Raw genomic sequence first — 21,961 nt, 5'->3', positions numbered from 1 at the left:
TCTTGGCGGCGCGCGTGGCCGGCGCGGGCGAAAAACCTTTTCCGGCGCGTCACTTCGTTCGACTTGGTCAGAAGCCACCGCGCCGAAGCCGTGAGTCAGTGGAAGCCTCCGGAACAGAACGTTCGCCGTGGTATTTTCCATTTAGAGCGGAGAAAGCTGCCACATGGACGCCGCTTTGCTTGTCAAATGCTTATTGACGTTTGCCCGTTTGATGTTAAATCCATCTCAGTCTCAATGGAGAAAATAGATGTCTGAGCAGGAAAGCGTGTCGGCTGATTATCTCGGCCTCACTGCGGATGTCGTTGCGGCATTTGTCGGCAACAACTCGGTGCCCGCCGCCGAACTTCCGGATCTGATCGCCAAGGTCCACGGCGCCCTGCTTCGCCTCTCCGCTCCCGCTCCGGCTGTCGTCGAAGAGGTGCTGAAGCCTGCGGTGCCGGTGAAGAAGTCTGTGACGCCGGAATATATCATCTGCCTGGAAGACGGGCTGAAGTTCAAGTCGCTGAAGCGTCATCTGCGCACGAAGTACAACATGACGCCGGAAGAATACCGCGCCAAATGGGGCCTGCCGAACGACTATCCCATGGTCGCCCCCAGCTATGCCGAGGCGCGCTCGAACCTGGCCAAGAAGATGGGCCTCGGCCAGCAGCGCAAGAAGCCTGCGCCGGCCCCGGCGGCCAAGCCGCGCGGTCGCGCCAAGAAGGTGGCCTGAGACGCGCACGCGCCGGAGCCTGTCGCTCCGGCAGGCGAGTGTGGGCCTGAGACGCACCGTCAACGGTCCGCTGGCGGTTTGCGCAAGGTTGTAAGAGCGAATGAGAAAAGGCCGCGCGCGCAACCGTGCGGCCTTTTTCGCCTGGCTCCTCGGCGATGCCGCCCGCCGGCGGGCGGCGGCCTAATGGCCAGAAGCGGGCGGCGCGTCCTCATCGCCCAGCCAGCGGCCGAGAAACGCCTCCAGCCAGAGCCGGATCCGCGCATCATGCTGCAGGCGGTCGGTGAAATGCGCCCGGCGCGGGCGGGCGCCCGGCAGGTCCAGCCGCTCGCCGCCCCGCACCGTCCAGCGGCACATCATGTGATGCGTCACCTCAGGGTGAAACTGGATGCCGAAGGCGCGGGGGCCGTAGCGGAACGCCTGATTGGGAAAGGTCGGGCCCTTCGCCAGCAGTTCCGCCCCGCTGGGAAGTTCAAAACCTTCGCTGTGCCAGTGATAGACATGGTCGGGCCAGGCCGGACCGGGCAAGGTTGACGCGGCCGGCGCGTGCAGCATCCGCGCTCCCGCCTCGGTGGCGCGGATCGGGTAATAGCCGATCTCGACCAGCCCGTCCGGGTGCGGGGCAACCCGCGCCCCGAGCTGCCGCGCCAGCATCTGCGCGCCGAGACAGATGCCGAGATAGGGCTTGCCCTCGCGCAGCGGCACGCCGATCCAGTCGATCTCGGCCCGCACATAATCATGGCAGTCATTGGCGCTTTGCGGCCCGCCGAACACCACCGCCCCGGCATGACCGGCGAGCGTGACGGGGAGTTCATCGCCGAGGCAGGGCCGTCTTATGTCGAGCCTGTGACCGCGCTCGGCCAGAAGGCGCCCGACGCGGCCGGGCGAGGAATGCTCCTGATGGAGCACGATGAGGATGGGAAGCGGGGTTTCTGCGACAGCCATGATCTCGTGCGGCACGAACGGGACGGAGAGTGCTGAGAATCCCCGCAAGCAAGGATGACGCCACGATTCGCGCCGCGCCTCAACCCCGCCCTCGCCTAGCACGCCGCGAGGAAGCCTATGCCGGCCTCAGCCCTCGAAGGCGTCGCGCACGCGCTTGCGGATGTCCACCCGGTCGCGGGAGGTGACGTTGAGCAGCTCCGCCGCCCGCCAGACCAGATTGTCCTCGAACTCGGTCAGCCCGCCATCGGCATAGGCGACCTCGAACATCATCTCCACCACCCGCCGGCGGCCCTCTTCGTCCATGGCGCGGTTGAGCACGCTGGTGAAGGCGTAGAGGTCCACCGCCTCGGCATCGCGGGCGATGGCGGCCTCCAGCAGCTTTTCCGCTTCGTCCTCGGAGAGGGTGAAGCGGGCGGCGAGCAGGCGGCGCAGCTTGTCCATCTCGTCGGCGCCGATCACGCCGTCAATGGTGACGACATGCACCAGCAGCGCGGCCGCCGCCAGCCGGTAGTCATTCTCGGCAAAGGCGGAGGTCTCGCGACCGCCCCCGGCAATCTCGGCGATGAAATCGGTCAGCGAGCGCAGCATGCCGGACGGCTCCTCCGCAGCGGGTCGGTCGGTTCGTCGATGGGATGGGGCCCTGTGGTGGACCTGAAGCGTGGGTAACCCAATCGCCGCAAGGGCGCAACGGCCGGTCTGCCGCGCACGACCGAAGGCACGGCGCCGGTGCAGCCGCGCCACACCTCGCCGGCCCCGATGCAAAAAAGCCCGGCGGGGTCGAGGAGCCCGCCGGGTCGCAGTATCGAATGGGGCGTCGGCCCCGCTGGACGCCCTATTGGGCCACCGCCTATTCGAGATAGTCGGCGTAGCGCGCGACGTGATCGGCGAGGCCGAGGGCGTGGTTGCGCACCAGCACCTCGGCCGCATCGGTGTCGCGCGCTTCCAGCGCCTGGATGATGGCGAGATGGTCCTGGATCGAGCGGTCGGCCCGGTTCTCCTCGCCGATGGTCTTGCGACGGATCATCCGCATATGGGTGAACAGGTTTTCCGCCAGATTGACCAGAATGCCGTTTCCGCCCATGGCGATGATCGTCTGGTGAAACTGGATGTTCACCTCCGAATATTCGTCCAGCTTGGCGTGCGGGCCGCCGGCCTCGTCGAAGGAGGCGAACATCTGCCGCAGCCGGCCGATCTCCTCATCGCTGGCATGGACCGTGATCAGCCGGGCGGCGAGGCTTTCCAGCGCCGCCCAGACCTGGATCATCTCGATGACTTCGCGGCGCGTCTTTCGCACCACATAGATGCCGCGCCGGGGCACGGAATGCACGAAGCCCTCGCGTTCCAGCTGGGCCATCGCCTCGCGCACCGGGGTGCGGCTGACCCCGAGGCTCTGCGCCAGCTGGCGCTCGTCGAGGCGCACCTCGCCGGCCTGGTCGTAGATGTTGAGCGAGACGATCACCTCCTTCAGCGCGGTATAGGCGCGGTTCTTGAAGGTGGAGGTGTCTTCGAGCGGCGCCACGGAGAGCTTGGCCGCTCCTCCATTGACCCGGCGGATCGTGCTCTCGACGCTCATCATGAGGCTTCCATCCCCTGCCTGCGCCCGGGCGTCGGCCCTGGGCATCGGCGATGAAGCTCCGTATCGGCGTAGATCATTGGCGTTGCCTCCCGTCCCCCCGAAACGTCGGTTCGCGCTTCCATCCGCCGGCCACCTTCTGCTGCGTGGCTCGGGCGCCGGAATATCCCGCGACCGTTGATGGCCCGATTTCCCTCTCCGGGGGCGAGGGATTCGGCGGAAGAGCGATTGGCCCCGCCCTTCGCCTGGGCGCCCGAGGCAGATGACGTTGCATCATCTTCTCGCGGCTGAACCCGCCGCACGCTGCCGCGCGGCGGGTCCGTTGCTTACCGGGCTCAGGCCGGCTGGGCGGAGGTGCCGCGCAGCTTGCTGAACGCCAGGCCGATCAGCGGCCACAGGCCGGCGATGAGGCCGAGACCCATGATCGAGGACACCAGCCCGTTCGACCAGAACACCGAGACGGCGCCGCCGGAAGACAGCAGGGCCTGGCGGAAGGCTTCCTCGGCGCTGTCGCCGAGCACGATGGCCAGCACCAGCGGCGCCAGCGGGTAGTTCGTCTTCTTCAAGAGGTAACCGAGGACACCGAACACCATCATCATGATCACGTCGAACACGTTGTTGTTCACCGTGTAGGCACCGATGGCGCAGATCACCAGGATCACCGGGGCGATGATCGAGAAGGGAATGCGCAGGATCGAGGCGAACAGCGGCACCGTGGTCAGCACGAGGATCAGGCCGACGATGTTGCCGAGATACATGGAGGCGATGAGGCCCCACACGAATTCGGCCTGCTCGACGAAGAGCATCGGGCCGGGCTGCAGACCCCAGATCAGCAGGCCGCCGAGCAGAACCGCGGCGGTCGGCGAACCGGGAACGCCCAGCGCCAGCATCGGCAGCATGGCGGCGGTACCGGCAGCGTGGGCGGCGGTTTCGGGAGCGACGACGCCCTCGATCTCGCCATTGCCGAAGTTCTTGCCGTTCTTCGACACGCGCTTGGCGATGCCATAGGCCATGAAGGAGGCCGGGGTGGCGCCCGCCGGGGTGATGCCCATCCAGCAGCCGATGATGCAGGAGCGCAGAGACGTCATCCAGTAGCGCGGAAGCGTCTTCCAGGTCTTCCACACCACCTTCGGGTCGATCTTCGCCGCCTTGCCGCGGAACTCCAGGCCTTCTTCCATCGTCAGCAGGATTTCGCCGATGCCGAAGAGACCGATGACCGCGATGAGGAAGTCGAAGCCGTTGAGCAGCTCGGTGATGCCAAAGGTCAGGCGCAGCTGGCCGGTCACCATGTCGAGGCCGACCGCCGCCAGGGCGAAGCCGATCATCATGGAGACGATGGTCTTGGCCGGCGGTTCCTTACTCATGCCGACGAAGGAGGCGAAGGCGAGGAAGTAGACCGCGAACTTCTCGGCGGGTCCGAACTGGAGCGCGAATTGCGCGACCAGCGGGGCGATCAGCGTGATCATGACGATCGCGAAGAACGCACCGACGAAGGAGGAGGTGAACGCCGCCGTCAGCGCTTCGCCGGCCCGCCCCGAACGCGCCATCGGATGGCCGTCGAAGGTTGTGGCCACCGACCAGGGCTCGCCCGGAATGTTGAACAGCACGGAAGTGATGGCGCCGCCGAACAGCGCGCCCCAGTAGATGCAGGTCAACAGGATGATCGCCGAGGTCGGCGACATGGAGAAGGTGAGCGGCAGCAGGATGGCGACGCCATTGGCGCCACCGAGGCCCGGCAGCACGCCGATGATGACACCCAGCAGAATGCCGATGGCCATCAGCAGGATGTTGAACGGATCGGAGGCGATGCCGAACCCGTGGTAGAGAAAGGTGAAATTCTCAGCAATCATGTTCATGGGCGCTATCCCCTTGGGTGGCCTTCTTGTCTGTCCGGATCAGAGACCGAGCATGGCCTCGACCGGCCCTTTCGGGAGCGGGATCAGGAACCACCGTTCGAGCGTGATGTAGAAGAAGGCCGGGACGCCGAAGGCGACGGCCAGGGAGAGCGGCCAGCCATAATGGCCGAGCCAGACCATGAAGAGGACGATGAGCGCCACCGAGGGAATGTAGATTCCGAGGAAGGGCACCAGCGCCACATAGATGCAGGCGGGGATGAGAACCTTGAGCACCTGAACCAGCTGCTGGTTCTCGGCGAAGATCTCGTCCGGGTCTTCGCGCAGGCCCGACACCACATTGATGACGCTGCACACGCAGATGATGAGGCCGACATAGAAGGGGAAGAAGCCGGCCTGCGGACCGTCCGAGCCCCACCCGAAGCCGACGAGGACGCTGCCGTAGAGAACGATGAGGCCGAAGACCAGGGTCAGCAGCGCCGTGCCGACTTCTACGGCGCGTTGCTTGGGCCCCGACTCGGCTCCGTGGTGAGACTGTTCCATCGAGATGTCTCCGAAAATCCGCGCAAAAGCCGGGCCGGCGGGACAAGGCCCGTCGACGGCACAATGGCGCCAGCCCGCTGAATGATTGTTGTTATGTCCCGGCCGGAATGCGGCCCGGCGGAGACGAGGAGCCGTCTCCGCCTTCCCGCCGCGCATGCCGCGATCCGGTCGAGGATCGCGCGGCCGGCCCGTGAGGATCGCTCTTAGGGATCGCCCTTGGGGGGTCGGCCGTGCTCGGGGCTACGCCATCAGAAGGCGTATCAGTTGCCGGCGATGAAGCCGGCCGCCTGCATCAGGTCCTTGTGCGTCTTCTCGGACTGGTCGAGCCACGCCTTGAACTCGTCGCCGGCCATGAAGGTCTGGTTGAACGCACCATCCTTCATCAGCTGCTTCCACTCGGGGGTCTCGCGCACCTTCTTGAACAGGTCGACGAAGTAGGCCACCTGCTCCTGGGTCACGCCCGGGGGCATGAAGATGCCGCGCAGCATGAGATATTCGACGTCAAGGCCGGCCGACTTGCAGGTCGGGACCGAGGACCAGGACAGATCGCCGAGGATCTTGTCGGTGTAGGGGAGCGGCTTGGAGTCGAACACGCAGAGCGGACGCACCTTGTCGCCGCGCCACTGGGAGACGGCCTCGATCGGGTTGTTCACGCTCGAATTGATGTGGCCGCCGACCAGCTGCACCGCGACCTCGCCACCGCCCTTATAGGGGATGTAGGTCATCTTCTTGCCGAGCGCCTTCTCGATGGCGACGGTGATGATCTGGTCTTCCTGCTTGGAGCCGGTGCCACCCATCTTGAAGGTGTTGTCCGGCGCCGCCTTGATCGCCGCCTCATATTCCTGGGCGGTCTTGTAGGGCTCCTGGGCATTCACCCACAGCACGAATTCGTCGAGCGCCAGCATCGCGACCGGGGTCAGGTCCTTCCAGTTGAAGGGAATGCCCGTCGCGAGCGGGGTGGTGAACAGGTTGGAGAGCGTGATGACAATCTTGTGCGGATTGCCCTTGTTGCTCTTCACGTCCAGGAAGCCCTCGCCGCCGGCGCCGCCGGACTTGTTGATGACGACGAGCTGGGTCGACATCAGGTCGTGCTTGGCGATGATGCCCTGCAGCGTGCGGGCCATCTGGTCGGCGCCGCCGCCGGTGCCGGCGGGAACGATGAACTCCACCGGCTTGGTGGGCTCCCAGGCAGCCGCGGCGGGCAGCATGGACAGGGCCGTCATGCCAAGAGCGGTCACGGCACCGAGGCCGAGAGCATGCAGATGTTTCATTTGGCGTTTCCTTCCCAAAGGGTTTTGGCGAACGGCCGACTCATTGGCTGGTCGGCTCTTTAGTTTGGGTCTCGCCTCACACCGTCTGGCAGGGCGGGACCTCGATAGCCGGGGGCGTTGTTGTGTCTCTCCGCCGGATATTCTGTGGAATAACTTGTACCAAGAATAAGCCGAAGCCAAGCGATAATTCTAAAGTTCAATGTTGCATCGCAAGGTCAGCTGGTATTACGTATTACGATTATTATGTATTTGGCATGCCAAAACTGGCATACAGCATACTTTATAATGTGCGTGCGAATACGTTATTACTCAAGCCATTGGCCGAGCAGCCTTTTTTATCGGCACTTGAGCACCATGCCGGCCCACTTCCCTTAAGTCGCCCGGCGCTCGCCGCAAAGGCCGGCATCGAGCCATCGCCTTGATGACCGGGCGCGCGAATACTTGCACAGCCGCCTTCCGCCCGATTTCGCCCCGAACTCGCCCACTTTCTCGCCATATTGTTGCGTTGCAACACATTTTCCGCACGGGCCGGAAGGCAGAGCCGCCGCTGAAACGGCTCCTCCCCCGCCCCCGCGCCACGACCGCCACAGGCCACCCGCGCCGGTCGCGGCGCGGAATCGTTTTTGCTAGGAGTCGCGTGAAACGACTCCCCGCCCCCAGGGGCACGAGACGGACCGACCCACCTCCCGTCCCACAGCGGGACGCCATGGAGACACAGTCCCTATGACCAGCCGCGTAATTCCGGTGGCGCCCTTCACCCTCACCGTCTTCGGGGCGACGGGCGACCTTGCGCGCCGCAAGCTGATTCCCGCCCTGTTTCATCGCGATCTCGACGGGCAGCTTCCCGACGACGCGACCATTATCGGCGTCTCCCGACGCGCGCTCAGCGACGAGCAGTTCCGCGCCTTCGCCCGGCAGGCGCTGACCGACCACATTCCCGGCAACGAGCTGGAAGGGCCGGAGGTGGACCGCTTCCTCGCCCGCCTCTCCTATGTCGCCGCCGATGCCGACGCCGACGGGGGCTGGTCGGAGCTGGCCCAGCGCGTCGAGGCCTTCCCCGAGCATATCCCGGTCTATTATCTCGCCACCGCCCCGCATCTCTTCGGCCCGATCTGCGAGCGGCTGGGGAAATATGGCCTCGCCGAGAACGGCCGCGTCGTCATCGAGAAGCCGATCGGCAAGGATCTGAAATCGGCCGTGGCGCTCAACCAGCAGATCGGCCGCATCTTCCCGGAAGACCGCGTCTACCGCATCGACCACTATCTCGGGAAAGAGACAGTGCAGAACCTGATGGCGCTGCGCTTCGCCAACGCCTTGTTCGAGCCGCTGTGGAACAACGCGCATATCGACCATGTACAGATCACGGTCGCCGAAGCGCTGGGTGTGGAGGAGCGCGCGGGCTATTACGACACCGCCGGCGCCATGCGCGACATGGTGCAGAACCACATCCTGCAGCTGCTCTGCCTCGTCGCCATGGAACCGCCCGCCTCGCTCGACGCCGACGCGGTGCGCGACGAGAAGCTGAAGGTTCTGCGCGCGCTCAAACCTATCGACGACCAGAACATGGCCGCCGTCACCGTGCGTGGCCAGTACCGCGCCGGGGCCTCGGCGGGCGGTGCGGTGCCCGGCTATCTCGACGAGCTCGGCTCCTCCACCAGCAGCACAGAGACCTTCGTCGCGGTCAAGGCGGAGGTGGAGAACTGGCGCTGGGCCGGCGTGCCGTTCTATCTGCGCACCGGCAAGCGCCTCGCTTCGCGCGTCTCGGAGATCGTGGTCGGCTTCAAGCCGGTGCCGCACTCGGTGTTCGATGCCAATGTCGGCCCGATCGAGTCCAACCGCCTCGTCATCCGCCTGCAGCCGGATGAGGGCGTGAAGCTGTGGCTGATGATCAAGGATCCCGGCCCCGGCGGCATCCGCCTCACCCATGTGCCGCTCGACATGAGCTTCGCCAAGGCGTTCAAGGTGCGCAACCCGGACGCCTATGAGCGGCTGATCCTCGATGTGGTGCGCGGCAACCAGACCCTGTTCATGCGCCGCGACGAGGTCGAGGCGGCGTGGAAATGGGTCGATCCGATCCTGGAAGCCTGGCGCAACGCCAAGGAGCCGCCGCGCCCCTACACCGCCGGCACCTGGGGCCCCTCGGCCGCCATCGCCCTCATCGAACGCGACGGCCGCACGTGGTTGGAAGACGGCGCCTGACCGGCGCCTTTGGCTCCAAGACAGCGCCTGACCGGCGCCTTGGGGCTCGAAGACGGCGCCTGACCGGCGCCGGCCGTGACCACCGCGCCCCGCCGGGACCCGTGGGCGCTCAACCAGACGTGCGGCGGCCGGTCTCCGGTCGTCGCACAACTGCCCTATACTGACCGCTGGCGCCTCAGGCGCCGCGATCCGTAGAGGCGCCGGCCTGGGGCCGGCACGAGAGGGAGACTGCCGGGCATGCCGGAACTGCACGAGTTGAAGGACAGCACTGAGGTGGCGCGCGCGGTCGCCGATTTCGCCAGCGCGGCGCTCGCCGCCCGCGTCGCCCGCAGCGGCATGGCCAGCCTCGCCGTCTCCGGCGGGCGCACCCCCACCCGCTTCTTCGAAGAGCTCTCCACCCGCGACCTGCCCTGGGACAAGATCGCCGTCACCCTGGTCGATGAGCGCTGGGTACGCGAGACCTCGGAGCGTTCCAACGCCCGGCTGGTGCGCCAGCATCTGCTCCAGAACAGGGCGGCGGGCGCGAAATTCGTGCCGCTCGCCAATGACGCCCCCACCCCGGAAGACGGCCTGTTCGCCGTCAACGAGGCGCTGGAAGACATCTCCTGGCCGCTTGCCTGCGCCATTCTCGGCATGGGTGACGATGGCCACACCGCCTCCTTCTTCCCCGGCGGCGACCATCTGAACGACGCCATAGACCCCGACGCGCCGCTCGGCCTCATCCCGATGCGCGCGCCCGATGCCGGCGAGCCGCGCATCACCCTCACCTTGCCCGTCCTGCTCGCCGCCGACGCGCTGGCGCTGCATATCGAGGGCGAGGCGAAGAAGCCGGTGCTGGAAAAGGCGCTGGGCGAGGGTCCGGCGACCGAGATGCCGATCCGCGCCGTGCTGCGGGCGAAGCCCGCGCTCGACATCTTCTGGTGCCCATAAGAAGGCCGGTACCTGCTTCGGCGGCCCGCCCGGGCCGCCGCCACCGAAGACCGGCCGGACCTGCCGGCCGCCGACGACCCTGAGGAGAGCCGCATGGCCACTGCCATTCCGTCCCATGTGAATGCCCGCATCGGCGAGGTCACCGCGCGCATCGCCACGCGCTCGCGCGACGCCCGTGCGCGCTATCTCGAACGGATCGCTGAGGCCGCCGAACGCGGGCCGAGCCGGGCCAGGCTCGGCTGCGCCAACCAGGCGCATGGCTTCGCTGCCTGCGGCCCCTCGGACAAGGCGATGCTGCGCGAAGGCGCCGGCGCCAATCTCGGCATCGTCACCGCCTATAACGACATGCTTTCCGCCCACCAGCCCTATGAGACCTATCCGGCGCTGATCCGCGCCGCCGCCCGGCGCGCCGGCGGCACGGCGCAGGTGGCCGGCGGCGTGCCCGCCATGTGCGACGGCGTCACCCAGGGCGAGGCCGGCATGGAATTGTCGCTGTTCTCGCGCGACGTGATCGCGCTCTCCACCGCCGTCGCCCTGTCGCACCAGACCTTCGACGCCGCCGTGTTCCTCGGCATCTGCGACAAGATCGTGCCGGGCCTCGTCATCGGCGCGCTGGCCTTCGGCCATCTGCCCGCAGTCTTCATCCCCGCCGGGCCGATGACCTCGGGCCTGCCCAATGACGAGAAGGCGAAGATCCGCCAGCTCTTCGCCGAAGGAAAGGTCGGGCGCGAGGCGCTGATGGAGGCGGAGAGCCAGTCCTATCACGGGCCGGGCACCTGCACCTTCTACGGCACCGCCAATACCAACCAGATGATGATGGAGATCATGGGCCTGCATCTGCCCGGCGCCTCCTTCGTCAACCCCAACACGCCGCTGCGCGAGGCGCTGACCACGGCGGCGGCGGAGCGGGCCATGGCAATGACCGCGCTCGGCAATGATTATGTGCCGGTCGGCCGCATGCTGGACGAGAAGGCCTTCGTCAACGGCATTGTCGGCCTGCACGCCACCGGCGGCTCGACCAATCACACGCTGCACATCGTCGCCATGGCGGCGGCGGGCGGCATCACCCTGACCTGGGACGACTTCTCCGACCTCGCCGAGGTGACGCCGCTGCTGTGCCGTGTCTATCCCAACGGCAAGGCGGATGTGAACCATTTCCACGCCGCCGGCGGCATGGGCTTCGTCATCCGCGAACTGCTCGCCGACGGCAAGCTGCATGCGGATGTGGAAACCGTGTGGGGCGGCGGGCTCGCTGCCTATACGCAGGAGCCGGTGCTGCGCGAGGACGGCACGCTCGGCTGGCGCGAGGGCGCCGAGGCGAGCGGCGACACGGCGGTGCTGCGCGGGGCCGGGGAGCCGTTCCAGCCCACGGGCGGGCTCAAGCTGCTGTCCGGCGAGCTCGGCCGGGCGGTAATCAAGACCTCCGCCATCGCGCCGGAACGCCACATCATCGAAGCGCCGGCCCGCGTCTTCCACAGCCAGGAGGAGCTTCAGGCCGCCTTCAAGGCAGGATCACTCACCGGCGATTTCATCGCCGTGGTGCGTTTCCAGGGACCGAAGGCCAATGGCATGCCGGAGCTGCACAAGCTGATGCCGCCGCTCGGCGTGCTGCAGGATCGCGGACACAACGTCGCGCTCGTCACCGACGGGCGCCTTTCCGGCGCCTCCGGCAAGGTGCCGGCGGCGATCCATGTCACGCCGGAAGCCGCCGATGGCGGCGCCATCGCCCTGATCCGCAATGGCGACCTGATCCGCCTCGACGCGGTGGCCGGCACGCTCACCGTGCTGGTCGAGCCGGAAACATGGGCGGAGCGCGCTCCGGCCCCGGCCAATCTCGCCCCCTCCCATGTCGGCGTCGGACGCGAATTGTTCGCCGCCTTCCGGGCCTCGGTCGGAACGGCGGATACGGGGGCGAGCATCTTCGCGGTGTGAACGCAGAAGCTGCACGTCCGCGCGATCCCGGATCGGCCTACGGCCGTCCGGGATGACGCCCGCCTCAGTACAGCGGGCCGATCTTGCCCAGCGGCAGCACGCCGAGCATCACCTGCCCGTTGCGGAACACGAAGGGGAAGGAACTCGCCTTCTGCCCATCCACGGTGGTCGGCATGCCCGCCATCATCATGGCGGGGGCAAGATTGGCGAGGAAATCCGGCAGCAGCCCCGCCGCCGCCATCGCCGCGAACAAGGGCTGCGCCTTCACCACGGCGAGGTCGACCCGCCCATCCGGGCGACGCTGGGCATCGAGCCCCAGTTCACCGGACGCGCTGAGCGCCCCGCCACCGCCGGTGATGCGGGCGAGCTGCAGTTGCACGCGGCCGCCGGCCTGCTGCCACAGCGCCAGGCGCTCGGCGGCGGGCATGGAGCGGAAAGGCGGCACCTGCGTCACGCTTACCTGCATCTCGCCATCGACCGACTTTGACGCCTGAGCCGCCGCCTGGGCGGCGGCGACGCCGGCGGTGCGGGGCGTGGCGCTCAGCGCCATGCCGCTGGCGCCGGTGAAGCCGAGCGCGATGTCGAGCGTCCCGGCCGCCTCGCCGGGGTGGTGGCGCACATGCAGCTCGGCATGGCGGGCGGAGAACACCGTCGTGCCGGCCTCGGCGAGCGAATAATCATTGGCCGAGACCGAGACCCGCTCGGCGCGGCCGTCGCGACCGACCCCGCTCACCTGCAAAAGCGACCAGCTGGCGGTGATCTCGCGCCCGCTGGTCGACTGCGTCAGCACCGACGGCCCCTCGAATTCGGCGATGATGTGCTGGGGGTTCCACACCTGCGCCACCGCATGGGCGCGGGTCATGCGCGCGGTCCACGGCTCGGGGCCGGTGAAGGTGACGGTGGGCGCGTTGCAGATCAGCTCGAAGCGAAAGGGAAAGCCGCCGAATTCGCGGCTGGCGCAGGCCCAGTTCCGCCCTTCCGCCGCCTCGCGGGCGATCCACGCGTCGATTTCCGCTTCCGCCCTCCCGGCGCTCCATTGCCAGACGAAGGACCAGCCAATGCCCAGCAGCACCAGCGCGGCGAAGGGCAGCGCGATCAGCCACCGGCGGCGGGGGGCGGCCGGAGCGGGGCGGACATCGGATGAGGTCATGGGCGGACTCCAGTGGCGGGCGGGCGCAGGCTCGGACGCCGATACGGCAGGCTTAAGGCGCGAGGGGCGCCAGGGGTTCCCCGCACCGGCCAGGTGTGGGTTTAGGTCATGCGCGGCGCTTGCACCAGAACGCGGAGCCGGGCAAGCAGAAGCGGCGAGCGGCGGCGGCGCCGATTCCCCCCGCTCGCCGTCCATCGTCAGAGCCTCGCAGGTGCCCGCCATGCCCGCCGCCGGCCATGTCCTCCATGCCTTCGCACCCGGCGAACCGCTCTGGGTCTTCGGCTATGGCTCGCTGATGTGGAATCCGGGCTTCGCCTATGAAGAACGTGTGCCCGGCAAGCTCATCGGCGCGCATCGGTCTTTCTGCGTGAAATCGGTGCATTGGCGGGGAACGCCGGAAAGGCCCGGCCTGGTGCTCGGGCTGGACCGTGGCGGCGCCTGCGTCGGCATCGCCTTCCGCGTCGCGCCGGAACAGGCGGAGGCGACGCTCGCCTATCTGCGCGAGCGCGAGCAGGTGACGAACATCTATCGTGAAGCCGTGCGGCGGGTGTGGCTGAAGGATGGAAGCACCCGCGCCGTGCCAGCGGTGGTGTTCCTGGTCGATCGCGGCCACGCGCAATATGCCGGGCAGATCACGGCGGAGGAGCGGCTGCATCTCATCCGCCAGGGGCACGGCGTGGGCGGGCCGAATGCGGATTATGTCACCGCCACCGCCCGGCACCTGGCCGAACTCGGCATTCGCGACGAGGAGATCAACTGGCTGGTCGCCCGGCTCTAGAGCGTTTTCGAGCGAAGTGGATACCGGTTCGCGTGAAGAAAACGCGACAAAACAAAGAATTAGATCATTTCACTGTTTCCGTGAAACGGCGAGATGATCTAGGTCCGGACGCGCCGGTCACATCGGCGCCAGCGTGCCGCTTTCGGCGTCGGGCAGCACGCGCAGATGGATTTCCTGCGCGCCGGTGGCCATGGCGGCGCTGCGGGCCTTGGCCCCGGCCGGGCCGGCCCATACCGGAATGCGGCGCGTGCCTTCCATCCGTACCGCGATGGCGACGGCGGCGGGGTAGTCCGGCGCCTCCTCCGCGGCATAGACGGAATAGACCTGACGGCGGCCATCGGTGCCGCGCCAGAGGCGGAAGCGACGCGCCAGCAAACCGCTGGCGCTGAGCGGGCCGGCGTCCTCAAGCGAATCAAAGCGGGTGGTGTCGCGTGTCATCATGGGAACAAATCTAGAACATCTGTTTGCGGCGTCAACACTGTCTGTGGAGGAATCCGCGAAGATGCTGAAGGTTCCCTTGACAAGCCCCGTTAAGGCGGCGGTAACCGCCCTGTTTCACGCATTTGCGATGTCACCGCCGGCCAGGCGCGCACCCCGAGCGAGGCGGCGAGGAACTTCACATATTCCACCGCCAGCAGCCGCAGGCCGGCCAAGCTCGGCCCGCTGTTCTCCTCCGCGCGGCGGGGCACGACGGGGTAGGGCACCAGCGTGATGCCCGGCGTGGTGCGGCGCAGTTCCACCAGCGCGCGCGGCATGTGCCAGGCCGAGGTGACCACCAGCAGCGAGCGGAAATGCTGCGCCTTGGCCCATTCGCCGGCCTCGATGGCGTTGCCCTGCGTGTTCAGCGCCGAGCGGCCGAGTTCGACGCAGCATTCCAGCGCCTCGCGCGTCGCCGGCACGGTGCGCACGATCTCATTGAGCGTGGTGTCGGGATGCACGCCGGTGATGAGCAGGCGCTTGCCCCGCCCTTCCAGCAGGAGATTGGTGGCTTCCGCGATGCGCTCGGATCCGCCGGTCAGCACCACGATGCCGTCCGCCGCGCGCCCCGCCTGCGCCTCGCGACCCTCGATCCCGGCGACGAAGACGGCGAAGCCGACGAGCAAGGCGAGGAGCGCCGCCAGCGGCACGGCGGCGATGATCCACAGCCAAGGCCAGCGGCGGGAGCGGCCGGGCATCGGCGCGCGGGCGGGATCGGTAGGGGAGAGCATGGACACGGCGCGCCCTAGCTGATGCCGCGCAACGTGCGGTAGACGGTCAGCCGCGAGGTCAGCGTCGTCACCAGCGCCACCAGCACCGCCACACCGACAATGCCGCCATAGCCGCGCGCGTCGATGGTCATCGCGCCGACAAAGGTGTCGACCTGCTGGTCGACACGCAGCCAGGACGGCACGGTGGAACCGAGGAAGAACAGCGCCACCGCCGCGCCGCCGCCGACCGCCGCGCCCTTGAGGCCGACGGTGAGGAAGTGGCGCTGGAATTCCGACACGATAAAGGTGTCGCGCGCGCCGACGAAATGCAGCACTTCCACCACGAAGCGCGCCGCCTCCACCGCCGCGCGGGTGGCCACGGTGACGCACAGCACGGTGGCGGTGGCGACCAGCGCCAGCACGGCAAGGCCGATCGTCATCGCGGTGCGCGTGGTGGCGGCGAGCCGCTCGGCCCAGAGCCGGTGGTCGTCGAGACTGGCGGAAGGCACCTGCCGCGTCAGCGCCTCGCGCAAGGCGGGCAGGGTCTGCGCATCCGCCGAGGCAGCCAGCGTCACCGTGACCAGCCGCGGCACCGGCAGATTGGCAAGGTCCAGCCCGGCGCCGAGCCAGGGCTCCAGCAGACGGGCGGTGGCGGCGGGATCGAGCGCCTTCGCCTCGGCGATTCCCGGCGTCGCCTTGGCGAGTTCCACCGCCTTGGCCAGCGCGGCGTCGAGATCGAGCCCGTCGCCCGGCTTGATCTCGATCGTCGCTTCGCGGGCAATGTCGGCCGTCCATTCGGCCGCGACATTGCTCACCGCCGAGACCGCGCCGATGGTGATGCCGGCGAGAAAGGTCATGATGGCGATGACCGCAATCAGCGCCCGCGTCGTCACCGTCGTGCTGGGCACGATGGGACGCTGCGCCGCCGATTTCGCCGCGGGGGCGCTGGGGCCGGGCCGGGTCGCCCGCTCGGCCTCGGGCGCCGCCGCCGGCGCGCGCAGGCGCCCGGTCATCGCTGCCAGCCGTCCGGATGACGTGGGTCGTTTGTCAGTCATAGACGGTCAGGCGCCCCTGATTGATAACGAGGCGGCGCGCGTCGAACTGGTCCATCAACCCGATGTCATGGGTCGCGATCAGGACCGAGGTGCCGCTCTTGTGCAGTTCGAGGAACAGGCGCAGCAGACGGCGCGCCAGGCTGGGATCGACATTGCCCGTCGGCTCGTCCGCCAGCAGGATTTCCGGGCGGCTGATCAGCGCGCGGGCAATGGCGGCGCGCTGCTTCTCGCCGCCCGAGAGCACCGGGGGCAGCACATGCATGCGCTCGCCCAGCCCCACCCAGTGCAGCAGCTCGGTCACTTCCGCGCGATAGCTCGCCTCCTCGCGCCCCTGCACACGCAGCGGCAGCGCGACATTCTCATAGGTGCTGAGGTGGTCGAGCAGGCGGAAATCCTGGAAGACGATGCCGATGCGCTGGCGCAGCGCCGCCGTCTCGTCCGCCGCCAGCTTGGCGGCATCGCGCCCGAAAATGGTGATCAGCCCCCGCGTCGGCCGCAGCGACAGGAACAGCAGGCGCAGCAGCGTCGTCTTGCCGGCGCCGGACGGCCCGGTGAGAAACTGGAAGGAATGCGGGGGAATGCCGAAGGTGACATCCCGCAGAACCTCCGGGCCCATGCCGTAGCGCAGGCCGACATTTTCGAAGCGAACCAAGACTCAATCCTTCGACGGGACATGCCGCCCGCTGATTCTGATGGCGCGACCTCTAACATAGCGTGTGCGCGGCGTCGCAAAAGACAGGCCTCGCGAGCCGGTAATGGGAAACCCGGCTGGACGCGCGAGGACGGCCCGTTCATCCTGCCGGCAAAGCACAGGGTGTGTCACTTGCCGCGCAAGAGGAAGCCGATGACCGAAGAAAATACCGCCGCGACCGCCACCGAGGCCGGACATCCCTATCACGATGCCCGGATCGAGGTGCTGTTCGACGCCGCGACCATTGCCGAGCGCAACCGCGAGCTGGTCGAGGAGATCGTCGGGGCGGCGCCGGAGAAGCTGGTGGTGATCGCGGTGCTCAAGGGCAGCTTCGTCTTCGCCGCCGATCTCATCCGCTCCATGCACCATGCCGGGCTGGCGCCGGAGGTGGAATTCATCACCCTGTCGAGCTACCGCGACGCCCGCATCTCCTCCGGCCATGTCACCGTGCTCCGCGACATCGAGACCGATGTGCGCGGGCGCGACGTGCTGCTGATCGACGACATCCTCGAATCCGGCCGCACGCTGGCCTTCGCCAAGGACCTGCTGGCGGCGCGCGGCGCGCGCCGGGTGATGGTTTGCGTGCTGCTGGAAAAGCCGCACAAGCGCGCGGTGCAGATCGAGGCCGATTTCGTCGGCTTCAAATGCCCGGATTATTTCGTCGTCGGCTATGGCATGGATGTCTCTCACGCCTTCCGCCAGCTGCCTTTCATCGGCTACATCCCCGAGGCGGAGAAATAGCGGCGGCGGCGGCACGCATTTCCCGACGTCATCCCGGCCGCAGCGAAGCGGAGAGCCGGGATCGCCTGCCGAGCCAGCTTACCAGCATCGGCAGCCGCTCCCGGATACGGCCTGCGGCCGTTCCGGGATGACGGACGGACCTCAGAAGTCGCGCAGGAGCCTTTCGAGATAGTCGAGTTCGAGGCGCGGGCGGTCGGGCTCGCCGAAGCGACGGCGCAGTTCCTCCAGCACGCGGCGGGCGCGCTGCATGTCGATCTCTTCCGGCACCTTCACCGTGTTGTCGTCGCCATAGTCGCGCGAGCGCATCGGCCGGCCGAGCGGGTCGGTGCGCTCGGCGGTCTGGCCGGAGGGGCCGCCCGGCCCCTCGCCGCCGGGACCGCCCTGCTGTTGCTGCATCGCCTCGGCCATCTGCTGGGCGCCTCGGCGCAGCGCCTGTAGCGCCTCGCTCTGGGCGTCCACCGCGCCGGTGCCGTCACCCTCGCCCAGCGCCTGTTCGGCCTCGCGCATCGCCTGTTCGGCCTGGCCGAGGCCGCTCTCGCCCGGCATGCCCTGCCCTTGACCCTGGCCGCGTCCCTGCTGGCCTTGCTGGCCCTGTTGACCCTGCCCCGGCTGGCCTTCGCCGTCCTGGCCCTGCTGCGGACCTTGCTGGCCCTGACCCTGCTGGCCTTCCCCTTGCTGGCCCTGCTGGCCCCGGTCGCGCATGGCCTGCTGCATCTTCTCGCGCAGCTGGCGCAGCTGCTCGCGCAACTGCTCCTGGTTCTGCTTCAACTCGTTGAACGCCTGGTCCTGCTGGCCGTCGCGCCCTTCCTTGAAGGTGCGGTCGCGCAGCTGCTGCTGGCGGCGGATCATGTCGCCGAGCTGATCCATGGACTGGGACATCTGGCTCTGCCCCTGCTGCTGGCGCTGCTGCTGCCGCCCGGCTTGCAGGCCGTTCAGCATGTTCTGCAACTCGCTAAGCATCTGCTTGGCCGCGTCGCGGGCGCCGTTCTTCGCCATGTCCTCGATGCGGTCGAGCATCTTCTGCAGATCCTGCGGACGGACCGTGCGGGTGTTGGGGTCCATCGGCTGGTTGTCGGCGCGGTTCGGGTTGCGCTGCGCCTCCTCGGCGAGCGCCTTCATGAACTCGTTCATGGCATCGCGCAGTTCCTGCGTCAGCCGCGCGATCTCCTCGTCGGAGGCGTTGTTCTCCAGCGCGTTCTGCAAGGCCTGCTGCGCGTCGCGCAGCCGCTTCTCGACATCGGAGAGGTCGCCATCCTCGATGCGGACCGCGACTTCCCAGAGATAGTCGACCACGCCACGCAGATCCTCGTCGCTGCGGGCATTGGCGAGACGGAAATAGGCGGTGCGCAGGCCCATATAATGCGAGGGTTCCGGCGTGAACACTTCCGGCGCGATGGCAAGCGCGTCGAGCGCCGCCTGCACCCGCTCGCGCTCATTGGCGTCGAGCGCCAGCAGCCGCCGTTCCTCGATCAGCGCCCGCGCCAGCGGGTTGGAGAAGCCGCGCTGCGGCAGGATGAAGCTGCGCGGCTTGGACTGGCCGACATTGCCGGCCTGGTCGCGCGCCACCAGCACCATTTCCACCTTCGTGCCGGCCCAGGGATTCTCGGTGAAGTCCTTGGTGGTCTGCCCGGTCGCCGCGCGGGAGCGGCCGCCGACCAGCGGCAGCGGGAAATTCGGCGCGTCCACCAGCGGGCGTGGCGCCGCGGGCGCAGGCGCATTCTTCAGCCCGTGCAGCGGCGGGGCCGGCGGCAGGGCGGTGAAGCGCGCCTCGGCGCTGGCGATGCCGTAATCATCCTCGGCCTTGTAGCTCAGCGACAGCGCGTTGTTGCCGGAGGCCTGCGGCTCCTTGGTCAGTTCGATGGTCGGCGGCGCATCCGGCTGGGCGCGGAAATGCCAGGAGACGAAGCGCCCGTCCGGCGCCTCGATGCGGGCGCTGCCATCGGCGGCGATGACGAAGCGCCGCTCGTCGCCGGAAGCCGCCGCCGTCGGGGTGGCAGAGGAAGGAGGAGCGGAGGCCGAAGGTGCCGCGCCCGTCGTCGGCACCGGCGCCTCGCCCTCCTTCGGCGCGGCGGCGGCGAGGCCGCCCTGCGTCACCAGCTTTGCATCGGCGAGGCCGATGATGCGTACCACCAGCTCGCTGCCGGCCGGCACGGTCATCGCGCTCGCTTCAAAGGTGGCGCCGGCATCCGGCAGTGCGGCCGCCGTACCCTGCGCCACCTCCTGCGAGCGCAAGCCCGGCAGCAGGATCGGCGCGCGGCCGGTATAGCCGGGCGGCGTCACCCAGGCATCGACGCGATAGGGTTTGGGCGGCACCAGCTCGGCCCAGTCGAAGGCGGAGGCGATGCGGCGCAGATGCTCGCCCGGCACCATGAAGAAGGTGGCGATCACGCCCAGCAGCACCAGCGCCCGCAGCGCCCGCCCATCACGGGCGGCGACGCCCGGCGCGGGCATGCCGACGCGCAGGCTGCCGATCTGCGCCGCCATCCGCGCCAGATGCGCCCGCCACAGCGCGGCACCGACGGGGTCGTCGGGCTTGGAGGCGAGATGGTCGGACAGTGCGGTGGCCGGTCGGTGCGGCAGATGGCTCTCGCGGTCGAGCCGCGACAGCGCCTCGCCGGCAGAGGGCGGGCGAATGCGGAACGCCGGCACCAGCGCCAGGGCGAACAGGGCGGCGAAGAGACCGAGCCCGATGATGCGGCCGAGCGGCGGCAGTGCGAGCCACAGGCCGAGCCAGGAAGCGATGAGGAACACGCCGAGCGCCGCCGCAAAGGCGACGATGGCCGGCCAGACCCGCTCCCACAGCAGCACGCCGCGCGCCCGCCGCAGCGCCGCGCCCATGCGCGCCTCGGCAGCGCCGAGCTCGGTCCCGCGAAATTCCTGCAGCCGGGCGTCCGCCCGCGCCCTGTCGGCACGCGGGTTCACCTCCGCCGCCGGGCGGCCCTCGCCTTCCGTTCCATCCGGTGTTGCCGTCACGCGGCCGACCTCCGACGCTCTCAGGTCCACACCAGCCCCAGCGTCACCTTAACATGGCGAGGCGGGCGCGCCAGTCCTGCCGCCGGAACGGGCAGGCTCAGCCCATCATCACCTTGTGAGCGGGAGCGGCGGCACGATGGACGGGAGGCCCGCCGCCTTCAGGCCAGCCAGCCGGGAATCCGGTCGAGCGCGATCAGTTCGTCCACCTCGACCCGCGGGCGCACGATCGCGAATTCCCCGCCCCGCGCCAGCACTTCCGGCACCAGCGCGCGGGTGTTGTAGGTGGAGGCCTGCACCGCGCCATAGGCGCCGGCGGTCATGACGGCGATGAGATCGCCCGCCTTCAGCCCCGGCAGGTGCCGCCCCAGCGCCAGGAAATCGCCGGATTCGCACACGGGGCCCACGACATCCGCGACCATCTGCCCCGCGTCGGACCTTGCCTCGCGCACGGGCAAGATCTCGTGATGGGCGTCGTAGAGCGTCGGGCGGATGAGATCGTTCATCGCCGCGTCGACGATGACGAAGTGCTTGCCCTCGCCTTCCTTCACATAGAGCACGCGGGCGACGAGGATGCCGGCATTGGCCACCAGCATGCGCCCGACCTCGAAGACGAGGCCGAGCCCGAGATTATGTGTGTGCCGCTTCACCAGCGCCGCATAGGCCGACGGCAGCGGCGGCTCCGCCTCGCCGGCGACATAGGGCACGCCGAGCCCGCCGCCGAGATCGAGATGGGTGAGCGGATGCCCCTCGGCCATCAGGTCGCGGGCGAGTTCCACCAGGAGCGCGGTGGCGTTGTCGAACGGGCCGAGATCGGTGATCTGGCTGCCGATATGCATGTCGACGCCGGTGATGCGCAGCCCCGGCAGGGCGGCCGCATGGCGATAGACCTCGCGCGCCCGCGACACCGGAATGCCGAACTTGTTGTCGGACTTGCCGGTGGAGATCTTGTGGTGGGTCTTGGCATCCACATCCGGGTTGACGCGGATCGAGATCGGCGCCGCCACCCCGTGGCTCACCGCCACCTCGGACAATGTCAGCAGTTCCGGCTCGCTCTCGACATTGAAGCACATGATCCCGGCATCGAGCGCCGCCGCCATTTCCTCGCGGGTCTTGCCGACGCCGGAGAACACGATCTTGTGCGGCTCCACCCCGGCCGCCAGCGCGCGCTTCAATTCACCACCCGAGACGATGTCCGCCCCCGCGCCGAGCTTGGCGAAGGTGCGGATCACCGCCTGGTTGGAATTGGCCTTGACCGCGTAGCACAGCGTGGTGCGCATATCGGCGAAGGCATCGGTGAACACGCGGTGGTGCCGTTCCAGCGTCGCCGAGGAATAGGCATAGAACGGCGTGCCGACCGCGCGGGCGATATCGACAAGGCTCACATCCTCCGCATGGAGGATGCCGTCACGATAGGCGAAATGGTGCATGGCG

Annotated in this window: 19 protein-coding genes; 6 read left to right on the top strand and 13 right to left on the bottom strand. The window is 68.3% G+C overall.

What is annotated here, in order from left to right:
• Positions 1-247 precede the first annotated feature (247 nt).
• On the top strand, positions 248-712 hold the full coding sequence (locus tag J2S75_RS17030) for a Ros/MucR family transcriptional regulator (RefSeq protein ID WP_244450263.1): 465 nt from the start codon (positions 248-250) through the stop codon (positions 710-712).
• A gap of 180 nt (positions 713-892) precedes the next feature.
• Here J2S75_RS17030 and J2S75_RS17025 read toward each other — a convergent pair whose 3' ends face one another.
• From J2S75_RS17025 to J2S75_RS17000, 6 genes are all read right to left on the bottom strand, one after another.
• On the bottom strand, positions 893-1,654 hold the full coding sequence (locus tag J2S75_RS17025) for a glutamine amidotransferase (RefSeq protein ID WP_307021545.1): 762 nt from the start codon (positions 1,652-1,654) through the stop codon (positions 893-895).
• 126 nt (positions 1,655-1,780) lie between these two features.
• Entirely contained in the window at positions 1,781-2,242 is a 462-nt protein-coding gene (locus J2S75_RS17020) for a tellurite resistance TerB family protein (RefSeq protein WP_307021543.1), read from the bottom strand.
• A 259-nt stretch (positions 2,243-2,501) separates the two neighbouring features.
• Positions 2,502-3,230, bottom strand: a complete 729-nt coding sequence (locus J2S75_RS17015; RefSeq protein WP_370874165.1) for a GntR family transcriptional regulator — start codon at positions 3,228-3,230, stop codon at positions 2,502-2,504.
• Positions 3,231-3,562: 332 nt separating this feature from the next.
• On the bottom strand, positions 3,563-5,077 hold the full coding sequence (locus J2S75_RS17010; RefSeq protein ID WP_307021717.1) for a tripartite tricarboxylate transporter permease: 1,515 nt from the start codon (positions 5,075-5,077) through the stop codon (positions 3,563-3,565).
• 45 nt (positions 5,078-5,122) lie between these two features.
• Complete coding sequence (locus J2S75_RS17005; RefSeq protein ID WP_244450259.1) at positions 5,123-5,623, bottom strand: tripartite tricarboxylate transporter TctB family protein; 501 nt, start codon at positions 5,621-5,623, stop codon at positions 5,123-5,125.
• A 260-nt stretch (positions 5,624-5,883) separates the two neighbouring features.
• Positions 5,884-6,894 carry a Bug family tripartite tricarboxylate transporter substrate binding protein gene (locus J2S75_RS17000; RefSeq protein WP_307021539.1) on the bottom strand — a complete coding sequence of 337 codons (1,011 nt, stop codon included), beginning with the start codon at positions 6,892-6,894 and terminating at the stop codon, positions 5,884-5,886.
• A 723-nt stretch (positions 6,895-7,617) separates the two neighbouring features.
• On the opposite strand from J2S75_RS17000, the gene zwf reads away from it, so the two are divergent.
• The 3 genes from zwf (at position 7,618) to edd (ending at position 11,955) form a co-directional block, all read left to right on the top strand.
• Positions 7,618-9,093, top strand: coding sequence for a glucose-6-phosphate dehydrogenase (zwf, locus tag J2S75_RS16995; RefSeq protein ID WP_307021537.1), 1,476 nt, complete (start codon positions 7,618-7,620; stop codon positions 9,091-9,093).
• Positions 9,094-9,330: 237 nt separating this feature from the next.
• Positions 9,331-10,023, top strand: coding sequence for a 6-phosphogluconolactonase (pgl, locus tag J2S75_RS16990; protein WP_307021535.1), 693 nt, complete (start codon positions 9,331-9,333; stop codon positions 10,021-10,023).
• A 93-nt stretch (positions 10,024-10,116) separates the two neighbouring features.
• A complete protein-coding gene (gene edd / locus J2S75_RS16985; RefSeq protein WP_307021533.1) occupies positions 10,117-11,955 on the top strand; it encodes a phosphogluconate dehydratase in 1,839 nt (612 codons plus the stop codon).
• A gap of 64 nt (positions 11,956-12,019) precedes the next feature.
• Here edd and J2S75_RS16980 read toward each other — a convergent pair whose 3' ends face one another.
• Complete coding sequence (locus tag J2S75_RS16980; RefSeq protein ID WP_307021531.1) at positions 12,020-13,105, bottom strand: DUF2125 domain-containing protein; 1,086 nt, start codon at positions 13,103-13,105, stop codon at positions 12,020-12,022.
• A gap of 220 nt (positions 13,106-13,325) precedes the next feature.
• Between J2S75_RS16980 and J2S75_RS16975 the strand changes: the two genes are divergently transcribed.
• Positions 13,326-13,883, top strand: a complete 558-nt coding sequence (locus tag J2S75_RS16975) for a gamma-glutamylcyclotransferase (protein ID WP_307021529.1) — start codon at positions 13,326-13,328, stop codon at positions 13,881-13,883.
• 117 nt (positions 13,884-14,000) lie between these two features.
• Here the strand turns inward: J2S75_RS16975 and J2S75_RS16970 are convergent, their stop codons facing one another.
• From J2S75_RS16970 to ftsE, 4 genes are all read right to left on the bottom strand, one after another.
• On the bottom strand, positions 14,001-14,324 hold the full coding sequence (locus tag J2S75_RS16970) for a hypothetical protein (protein ID WP_244450252.1): 324 nt from the start codon (positions 14,322-14,324) through the stop codon (positions 14,001-14,003).
• An 89-nt stretch (positions 14,325-14,413) separates the two neighbouring features.
• Entirely contained in the window at positions 14,414-15,091 is a 678-nt protein-coding gene (locus J2S75_RS16965) for a YdcF family protein (protein ID WP_307021527.1), read from the bottom strand.
• 14 nt (positions 15,092-15,105) lie between these two features.
• Positions 15,106-16,083, bottom strand: a complete 978-nt coding sequence (locus J2S75_RS16960; protein ID WP_307021525.1) for a cell division protein FtsX — start codon at positions 16,081-16,083, stop codon at positions 15,106-15,108.
• 34 nt (positions 16,084-16,117) lie between these two features.
• Positions 16,118-16,777: a cell division ATP-binding protein FtsE gene (ftsE, locus tag J2S75_RS16955; RefSeq protein WP_307021523.1), complete on the bottom strand. Its 660-nt coding sequence runs from the start codon at positions 16,775-16,777 to the stop codon at positions 16,118-16,120.
• 192 nt (positions 16,778-16,969) lie between these two features.
• Here ftsE and hpt point away from each other — a divergent pair, with 192 nt between their 5' ends.
• Positions 16,970-17,557 carry a hypoxanthine phosphoribosyltransferase gene (gene hpt / locus J2S75_RS16950; protein WP_244450250.1) on the top strand — a complete coding sequence of 196 codons (588 nt, stop codon included), beginning with the start codon at positions 16,970-16,972 and terminating at the stop codon, positions 17,555-17,557.
• Between the two features lie 141 nt (positions 17,558-17,698).
• Here hpt and J2S75_RS16945 read toward each other — a convergent pair whose 3' ends face one another.
• Positions 17,699-20,530, bottom strand: coding sequence for a TIGR02302 family protein (locus J2S75_RS16945; protein ID WP_307021521.1), 2,832 nt, complete (start codon positions 20,528-20,530; stop codon positions 17,699-17,701).
• Between the two features lie 158 nt (positions 20,531-20,688).
• A complete protein-coding gene (gene lysA / locus J2S75_RS16940) occupies positions 20,689-21,957 on the bottom strand; it encodes a diaminopimelate decarboxylase (protein ID WP_307021519.1) in 1,269 nt (422 codons plus the stop codon).
• Between the last annotated feature and the right edge of the window lie 4 nt (positions 21,958-21,961).

The organism is Ancylobacter polymorphus (genome assembly GCF_030813495.1).
In the GTDB taxonomy this organism is placed as follows: domain Bacteria; phylum Pseudomonadota; class Alphaproteobacteria; order Rhizobiales; family Xanthobacteraceae; genus Ancylobacter; species Ancylobacter polymorphus.
Note: the sequence above shows the minus strand (reverse complement) of the source record. Positions and strands in the feature narration are given on the sequence as shown.

Coding starts and splice junctions, on each gene's coding strand:
- J2S75_RS17030 (WP_244450263.1), top strand. CDS start 248: ATGTCTGAGCAGGAAAGCGTGTCGGCTGATTATCTCGGCCTCACTGCG.
- J2S75_RS17025 (WP_307021545.1), bottom strand. CDS start 1,654: ATGGCTGTCGCAGAAACCCCGCTTCCCATCCTCATCGTGCTCCATCAG.
- J2S75_RS17020 (WP_307021543.1), bottom strand. CDS start 2,242: ATGCTGCGCTCGCTGACCGATTTCATCGCCGAGATTGCCGGGGGCGGT.
- J2S75_RS17015 (WP_370874165.1), bottom strand. CDS start 3,230: ATGATGAGCGTCGAGAGCACGATCCGCCGGGTCAATGGAGGAGCGGCC.
- J2S75_RS17010 (WP_307021717.1), bottom strand. CDS start 5,077: ATGATTGCTGAGAATTTCACCTTTCTCTACCACGGGTTCGGCATCGCC.
- J2S75_RS17005 (WP_244450259.1), bottom strand. CDS start 5,623: ATGGAACAGTCTCACCACGGAGCCGAGTCGGGGCCCAAGCAACGCGCC.
- J2S75_RS17000 (WP_307021539.1), bottom strand. CDS start 6,894: ATGAAACATCTGCATGCTCTCGGCCTCGGTGCCGTGACCGCTCTTGGC.
- zwf (WP_307021537.1), top strand. CDS start 7,618: ATGACCAGCCGCGTAATTCCGGTGGCGCCCTTCACCCTCACCGTCTTC.
- pgl (WP_307021535.1), top strand. CDS start 9,331: ATGCCGGAACTGCACGAGTTGAAGGACAGCACTGAGGTGGCGCGCGCG.
- edd (WP_307021533.1), top strand. CDS start 10,117: ATGGCCACTGCCATTCCGTCCCATGTGAATGCCCGCATCGGCGAGGTC.
- J2S75_RS16980 (WP_307021531.1), bottom strand. CDS start 13,105: ATGACCTCATCCGATGTCCGCCCCGCTCCGGCCGCCCCCCGCCGCCGG.
- J2S75_RS16975 (WP_307021529.1), top strand. CDS start 13,326: ATGCCCGCCGCCGGCCATGTCCTCCATGCCTTCGCACCCGGCGAACCG.
- J2S75_RS16970 (WP_244450252.1), bottom strand. CDS start 14,324: ATGATGACACGCGACACCACCCGCTTTGATTCGCTTGAGGACGCCGGC.
- J2S75_RS16965 (WP_307021527.1), bottom strand. CDS start 15,091: ATGCTCTCCCCTACCGATCCCGCCCGCGCGCCGATGCCCGGCCGCTCC.
- J2S75_RS16960 (WP_307021525.1), bottom strand. CDS start 16,083: ATGACCGGGCGCCTGCGCGCGCCGGCGGCGGCGCCCGAGGCCGAGCGG.
- hpt (WP_244450250.1), top strand. CDS start 16,970: ATGACCGAAGAAAATACCGCCGCGACCGCCACCGAGGCCGGACATCCC.
- lysA (WP_307021519.1), bottom strand. CDS start 21,957: ATGCACCATTTCGCCTATCGTGACGGCATCCTCCATGCGGAGGATGTG.